The 7,461-nt window shown below is 66.7% G+C and carries 7 protein-coding genes; 6 read left to right on the forward strand and 1 reads right to left on the reverse strand.

Annotated features, from left to right (window positions below; all coding sequences use genetic code 11):
• A partial coding sequence (locus AC08OV_RS22100) for an ISAzo13 family transposase (protein WP_476620254.1) occupies window positions 1–676 on the reverse strand: 676 nt, incomplete at its 3' end.
• Window positions 677–1,019: 343 nt separating this feature from the next.
• Between AC08OV_RS22100 and penM the strand changes: the two genes are divergently transcribed.
• The 6 genes from penM to ptlF form a co-directional block, all read left to right on the forward strand.
• A complete protein-coding gene (penM, locus tag AC08OV_RS22105; protein WP_476615214.1) occupies window positions 1,020–2,216 on the forward strand; it encodes a pentalenolactone synthase in 1,197 nt (398 codons plus the stop codon).
• 316 nt (window positions 2,217–2,532) lie between these two features.
• Complete coding sequence (locus AC08OV_RS22110) at window positions 2,533–3,249, forward strand: phytanoyl-CoA dioxygenase family protein (protein WP_476615215.1); 717 nt, start codon at window positions 2,533–2,535, stop codon at window positions 3,247–3,249.
• Window positions 3,250–3,334: 85 nt separating this feature from the next.
• Complete coding sequence (tnpC, locus tag AC08OV_RS22115; protein ID WP_476615216.1) at window positions 3,335–4,765, forward strand: IS66 family transposase; 1,431 nt, start codon at window positions 3,335–3,337, stop codon at window positions 4,763–4,765.
• Window positions 4,766–4,867: 102 nt separating this feature from the next.
• On the forward strand, window positions 4,868–4,999 hold the full coding sequence (locus AC08OV_RS22120) for a hypothetical protein (protein ID WP_476615217.1): 132 nt from the start codon (window positions 4,868–4,870) through the stop codon (window positions 4,997–4,999).
• Window positions 5,000–5,059: 60 nt separating this feature from the next.
• Entirely contained in the window at window positions 5,060–6,514 is a 1,455-nt protein-coding gene (locus AC08OV_RS22125) for an MFS transporter (protein WP_476615218.1), read from the forward strand.
• Between the two features lie 139 nt (window positions 6,515–6,653).
• On the forward strand, window positions 6,654–7,461 hold an 808-nt coding region (gene ptlF / locus AC08OV_RS22130; RefSeq protein WP_476620255.1), incomplete at its 3' end, for a 1-deoxy-11-beta-hydroxypentalenate dehydrogenase.

Here is a 7,461-nt window from a genome sequence, read left to right on the forward strand (position 1 = left end):
CGTTCTTCGACGGGTCGTAAATTCCGTAGGGCACCGCCTTCGGCACATTCGGGTCCGGGAAGTCGTGGTCCTTGACACGGACCGGATCCCCCTTCGGCCGATATTCCCGGCCACCGTTGTCGTAGTTGCCGACCAGTTCCTTCTTCTTCGTGTCAACGCTGATCACGGGCTCGCCCGCCGCCTGCTGCTCGGCGACCTGGGCGGCGATGTAACGGAACTGGGCGTCCCGGTCCGGATGCTTCTTCCCCTCCTCGGTTTTCGATAGCGCCTGCAGGCTGTAGCCCATGGACGCGAGCTCGTGGCGCACCGTCGTGTGGCTGGTCCGGAAACCTTGCTCACCCAACTCCCCGGCCAAGGCCCTCGTCGATCTCGTCGTCCACCGCAGCGCGCACATCGGGTCGCCGCGGCTTTCCGGCTCGACGAGCGCATCCAACGCCTCGGTGAATCCCGGCCGCGCCTCCCCTACCGGTTTCCTGCCCGCCCCCGGCCGCCGTACCCGGTCCGACACGTCCACCCCGGCCTGAATTTCCGACGCGCCCCGCCCTACCGTGCCCCGGTCCAACCCGGACGCCTTCGACACGGCGGTGACACCGCCGTGTCCCAGCATTCTCGCGCACCCGCCCGTCAACAGCCTGCGCTGACCTTCGTCGAGGTGGGGTAGGATTTCTGAGAACATAGACGAGAGTTCCTCGTCAGAAATCACATACTCGGCCATTCGTGAAGAGTACGAATCGAGACACGGTCATTGGCGTGCACATTCCCAAGAATTGGACAACGATCGCATCGGCTACGGCTTCCGCGTGCGCACTATTTGCGGAAATTATTTAATTCCAGACCCTTATGCCCGGCGGGCGTCCAGACGGCAGGTAGAGGGTAATCATCACTCTCTACCTGCATAAACGGAACTTGCGGGTCACCCTGGGCTTGGAACCCTAGCCATGGAGTCTGGACCGAGTTCGGGGCGACTCAGAATTCTGAGAGGACTTGACCGGCCGTCGGAGCAGAGCGAGTATGGATACATGACGGAACTCCCACAGTTGCCGTTCGATAATCCAGACATACTCGGCATCGCACCCCAGATGCTCGCGCTACAGCAGGAGGGGCCAATCATCAGGGTGCGGACCGCTGGTGAAGATGCCTGGCTGGTCACCCGCTACGACGAGGTGAAGGTACTACTCGCCGACCACCGGCTCGGTCTCAGTAATCCCAATCCGGAGCAATCGGCCGAGAGCGCGGCCAGGGGCTTCATGGTCGCGCTGATGGCCGGGGACGACTACGACAGCGAGGCCACCAGGCATGCACAGATGCGCGCGCTGCTCGTGCCCCGGTTCTCCACGCGCCGGATGCGCTTAATGAAAAGCCGGATCGAGCACCATGTGGACGACCTTCTCGACCATTTGGCCTCAGACACTCCGCCGACTGACCTGCACCGCGCGCTGTCGTTTCCGTTGCCGACCATGGTGGTCTGCGATCTACTTGGCGTGCCGCTGGCCGACCGGGAGCGTTTCGGGCAGTGGGCGAGAGGCACATTCGACCAGAGCAACAACCAACACTCGGCGAACACTTTTCAACAGGTTGTCAACTACATAACGGAGCTGGTGACACGCAAGCGAACCGAGCCGAGCGACGACATCTTGTCCGAGCTGATCGCCGAGGACGACGGTGCACTGTCCGATGCGTACATTGCCCACTTGGGCTGCGCCGTGCTGTTGTTCGGCTACGAGACCACCATTGTGCGCATTGACCTGGGAACCCTGCTGCTGCTGCGCAATCCGGCCCAGCGTGTCCTGCTGGCCGAGAATCCCAAACTCGCGCCGGCCGCGGTCGAGGAGATTCTGCGCCTGGGAGTGGGGGGCAAGGGATCCAACGCGCTAATACCCCGCTACGCGCACAGCGACATAGCCGTCGGCGAGACAATTATCCGGGCCGGAGATGCGGTGAAGCTGGCCATCGGCGCGGCCAACTACGACGACAGGGCTTTCCCCGCCGGCGACTTGTTCGATCTGGATCGAGACAAGCCCATGTCGCACCTGGCATTTGGGGGCGGCACTCGGCACTGCATCGGCCGCGTGCTAGCCCGGATCGAACTAACCGCGGTGTTTGAGAGGCTGTTCCGCAGAATTCCCAACCTGCGGCTCGCAGTACCCGAGGAGTCGCTGCGCTGGCAGGAGCACCGGATCACCGGCGGGTTCGATGAAATCCCCGTTACCTTCTAATTTTAAGTGGTCTTGCACGAGCGAAAAGACAGTCGTTCACCCTTCATGCTTCCTCCTTCGTGGTCGTAGGCTGGCGCATACCACAAAACCAGTCCGGGGATTACCAGTTGTTTCCCGACGACGTAGCAAACTAGTATGATTCGCGGTGTCGCTCGGCGAGGGTCGAGTGACACTCCACATCGACGGTGGGTTCGCGACGGCCTTCCAGTGTGTCGAAGACATCGGCCGCCGCAATGGCCGGGCTCCCTCGCCCCCAGTAGTTCCATCTTGAGCTATTTCTTCTTTCCACGCATGGGCGTGTCGAGGACAAGGAACCATGACGGAAACTTTCAGCGACTACGTCGACTGTATGCCTCTTCTCGACGACGGTGAGGCTCTCGGCCGGTTCTACGACGAGCACGGCTACGTCTATCTGCGCGGCGCCCTAGACCGTGAACTCGTGCGGACCGCCGCCGAGCAGATGCTCGGGGGGTTGGTCGCACTCGGCCACGCCGCTCCCGGCACCACGCTCGACGCCCTCACCATCGAGTCTTTCGAAGCGGTCGACGAGGTGGCGATGCACGACTACGTCGAGTACGACGACCTGTGGAACCACCCCTCGTCCCTCAAGATCTGGGAGAAGGTCTTCGGTGAGCCCGTCTTCGTCTTCAAGTCGACGACGATCCGCTACTACCCCTCCGCCGCAGGCTCCGCGGTGCCGAGCTTCCTGACACCGCTGCACCAGGACGGCTTCTACATCGGCCCGAACAAAGACTTCCGCACCGTCTGGATGCCGCTGCTCGCGACGACCCGCGGCATAGGTGGCGTCGCCGTCGCCGACAGCAGCCACAAGAAGGGCCCGCGCGAGCACGTCATCGTCGAGAATTTTCGCCGCTTCGGCCACGCCGTGCGCGGTGTCCCGGCGGAGGAGTTTGGTGCGGACGAGCAGCTGCTGTTCTCGCCCATGGAACCGGGCGATGTGATCATCTTCCATGCCTTCACGTGTAGCTGTTCAGCTGGCGTGGTCGGGCGTTCGCGGTCCTGTGTGTGGTGATCGCTTCTGCGGTTACGTCACAGTGGGTCATGATCGCTAGGTTTGGTGTGTGGGGTTCAAAGGGCAGCCGACGTACGAGGAACTCGTGCGTCGGCTCGCGGACCGGGAAGCCACGATCGCGGCCCAGGCCGAGCTGATCGCCCGACAGGCCGGGTTGATTGAGGAGCTGGCCGGGCGGGTCGCTGCACTGGAACGCCAGGCGAGTAAGGACAGCTCGACGTCGTCGCGTCCGCCGTCGTCGGACAGCCCGTATACCAAGGCGCCGAAACGGTCCTCGCGGACGAGGTCGGGGCGGACGAAAGGCAAGCAGCCCGGCGAGCCCGGCCGCACCCGGAACATGGTCGAGGACCCGGACGAGACCGTGACCCTGGACCCACTGACCTGTTCGGACTGCGGGGAGTCGCTGGCCGGAGCGCCGGTGTTCGCGGTGCGCCGCCACCAGGTGTTCGACACCCCACCCGCGCCACCGCGCCCGCACGTGACTGAGTACCGGGTGGTGGCCCGGACCTGCGCCTGCTGCGCGACGACCACCGCCGGCGACCAGCCGGCCGGGGTCGTGGGCCGGGTCTCCTACGGGCCGGGGCTTCTGGCCCGGGCAGCGTGGCTGGTGTGCGCGCATCACCTGCCGATCCGCCGCGCCGGGCAGGTCCTGGCCGCGCTGCTGGGCGCGGCGGTCTCGCCCGGCTGGGTCGCGACCGTGCGTGGCCGCGCAGCCCGTCTCCTTGAGGCCGTGTTCCTGCCCCACGTGAAGAACCTGGTCGCCGCCGCGGCGGTCGCGCACGCGGATGAGACGACCGCCCGCGCTGACGGCAAGCTGCGGTACCTGCATGTGGCCTGCACCGACTACCTCACCGTGATGCACGTCGGGGACCGCACGGCCGGCACGATCGACGCCGGTGGTGTGTGGCCGTCGTTCACCGGCGTCCTGGTCCGCGACGGCTACGCCGGCTACGCCCATGTGACCGGCGCGTTGCACGCCTGGTGCGGAGCGCACCTGCTGCGTGACCTGCGGTCGGTCCACGACGGCGACCCGACCGGGCAGATCTGGGCCGACGCCATGGTCACCACCCTGCTGGACGCCCGCGACGCCGCTGACGCCGCCCGCCGGGCCGGACAGACCGCCCTGGCCCCCGCCGTCGTGGCCCGGACCCGTAACCACTACCTCGGTGCGCTGGCCCGCGGCGACACCGACAACCACGGCAGACGCGACCCGCTGGCCACCGACGCCCGGACCCTGATCGGCCGGTTCCGCCGCTACGAAGACATGATCCTTCGTTTCGCGACGGACCTGGCGGTCCCGTTCACGAACAATGTCGCCGAACGCGATGCCAGACCGGTCAAAGTCCAGCAACGGGTCTCCGGCGGCTGCTGGCGCACCCTGCAAGGCCTCGCCGACTTCGCCGTCGTGCAGTCCTACCTGTCCACCGCCACCAAATGGGGCGTGGACACCCTCGACGCGCTCACCCGGCTGTTCACCACTGGCGCCTGGCTCCCACCCACCACCCAACCCGCATAACCGAAACGATCAGCCGCCAGCGACTCCAGCTGAACAGCTACCTTCACGTGCCACAAGTCCATCCCGAATGTTTCGGTTAACCCGGCCGGTATGCGGATGTCGATGGACACTCGCATCCAGCCCGCCTCGTCGCCTCGCGGGTTCAATGCCCTGACCCCCTGGACGGAGTCCGCGAAGGACTCCTCCAAGGGAATCATGTCGAAGATCACCGGTACCCCCACCATCACCGAGTGACGTTGCTAGCCCCGCACTCGCCTCAACTGTCCCCCTCACAGACGCCTGGGTAGGCAGCACATGACGAAACGCGAAGGCCTCCCTCTTCTGGAGGAGCCCGACGCGACGCCGGGGCTCCTGGCCGGCACGGAACCGGCCGCCGCGGGGCTAAGCGGCATTGCCCTTATGGTGGTGCTCACCGGATACGCCCTGTCCATCGTGGACGCCTCCATCGTCAATGTGGCACTGATCTCGATCAGGCACGACCTCCATGGCGGCCCCGCCGCGCTGGAACTGGTGGTGTCCGGCTACGGTCTCACCTACGCCCTCGGCTTGGTGCTGGGCGGACGGCTGGGCGACGCCTTCGGCAGACTGCGCCTGTACGCCTACGGGCTCGCGGCGTTCACCGTCACCTCGGCGCTGTGCGGACTCGCCCCGACCATCGAGTTCCTCGTCGCGGCCCGGCTGCTGCAGGGCGCCGCCGCGGCCATGCTCGTACCGCAGGTGCTAGCGACGATTCAGACGGCCACCGAGGGCCAGGCGCGCGCCCGTGCGATCGGCATATACGGCGTGACCGCGGCCCTCGGCATGGTTACCGGGCAGATCCTGGGCGGGCTGCTGGTCTCGCTGGACGTCGCCGGGATCGGCTGGCGGTCGGTCTTCGCGATCAATGTGCCGATCGGAGTGACCGCGCTGCTGGCCGTCCGGCGCGTCCCTGCGACCAGGGCCGATGCGAAGCCGGGCTTCGACCCGGTGGGCACCGTGCTGTTCGGCGTCACCATGGTCTGTGTCCTGACCTTGGTCGTGGTGGGCCCCGACCTGGGCTGGCCGCTGTGGCTGTGGTCGCTGCTCGCGGTCGCCGCAGTGGGGGCGCTAGCGCTGGCGCAGGCTGAACGCAGGCTGGAGGCGCGGGGCGGCTCACCGCTGTTGTCCCCGTCGGTGCTATCCCATCCGGGGATGCGCAGCGGGCTGGCGGCGGTCGTGCCGTTCTCCGCCAGCTTCGGTGCCTTCCTGTTCGTCTACGCACTGATCGCGCAGGGTTGCTTCGACCTCTACGGGCTCGCCTCTGGCGGGGTGCTGATGCCGTTCGCCGCGGCCTTCTTTGTGGTGGCGCTGTTCACCCCGAGGATCGCGGCGGCCCTGGGCCGCCGGATCGTCACCCTGGGCGCTCTCGTTCAGGCCACGGGCCTGTTGCTGCTGGCGCTGGTGATATGGCTGGGCTGGCCGCATCCCTCTCTGGCGCTCGTGCTCGTCGGGATCGCCTTCTTTGGCGTAGGCGCGGCGCTGATCGGCCCGACGCTGTTCCGGATGGTCCTGGCCGATGTACCCCCCGCGCAGGCCGGCATGGGGAGCGGTGTGCTGGTGACTAGCCAGCAGATGGCGACCGCGCTGGGCGCGACCGTCGGCGGAACCCTCTTTGTCTCCTTGGCCGGTTGGCTGTCGACGGCGTTGGCGGCTGTGCTCGTTCTCGCCCTGTTGATCTGTCTCTCGGTGACCGTTCTCATGATCAGCCTAAAACTCCCCGATCCCAGCTGACACCCACGCCCCTCGAACGGCGCGATTTGATTCAGATCTTCTCGCCGACAACCCTATCCGCAACGGCGCGCCGTCCTTCGGTTTACCCGCCTACAGAAGCGGAGACAGCCAAGTGCAGTTACAGACAAGGACAGCAGTTGTGACCGGTGCGGCCAGCGGCATCGGTCTCGCCCTCAGCGCCCGCTTCGCACGAGCCGGCGGCGGCGTGGTCATGGCGGACATCGAAGGCGACACGCTGCACCGCCGGGCCGCCGAACTCACCGCACAGGGCGCTCAGGTCACCGCAGTGACCGCTGACCTGACCGACCCGGACGCCGTTGAACGGCTCGCGGACACGGCGTTCGACCTGCTCGGCGACATCAACGTGGTGTGCAACAACGCCGGGGCCCTCGGCCCCGTGGGACAGCCCCTGTGGGAGGTGCCGCTGGAACGGATGCGGCAGGTCTTCGAGGTGAACCACTGGGCGCACGTTCTGGTGGCCCGCGCCTTCGTCCCCCGGCTGCTGGAGCGCGGCCGGCCCGCCCATCTGATTCACACCGCCTCGATGTCCGCCTTTGTCGTCGGCGCCGGCAGCGCCGCCTACGCCGCCTCCAAGCACGCCGACCTCGCGGTCGCCCGCAGTCTGCGCGCTGACCTGCGGGGCACCGGCGTCCGGGTGTCGGTGCTGTGTCCTGGCCGGGTCGACACCCCCATGGTCCAAGGTCTGACGGCCCCGCGCGGCGCGGGCGGCGACACCTCGGTGAGCGCTGAGGACGTCGCCGGACTCGTGTGGGAGGCCCTCGGCTCCGACCGCTTCTATCTCTTCAGCAACTCCGACACCCCGGTGCGGCTACGCGATCAGTTCGACGATGTATGGCGTCATGTTTCCCTTCCGCACCCTTTCCCCGAGGGGGTGCTTCTCTTTGAGAGGTGGGTGGTTCCGGATTATCCCGGGCGGGCGGGGGCGG

It is taken from the genome of Frankia sp. CeTa3Moorea (genome assembly GCF_978021225.1).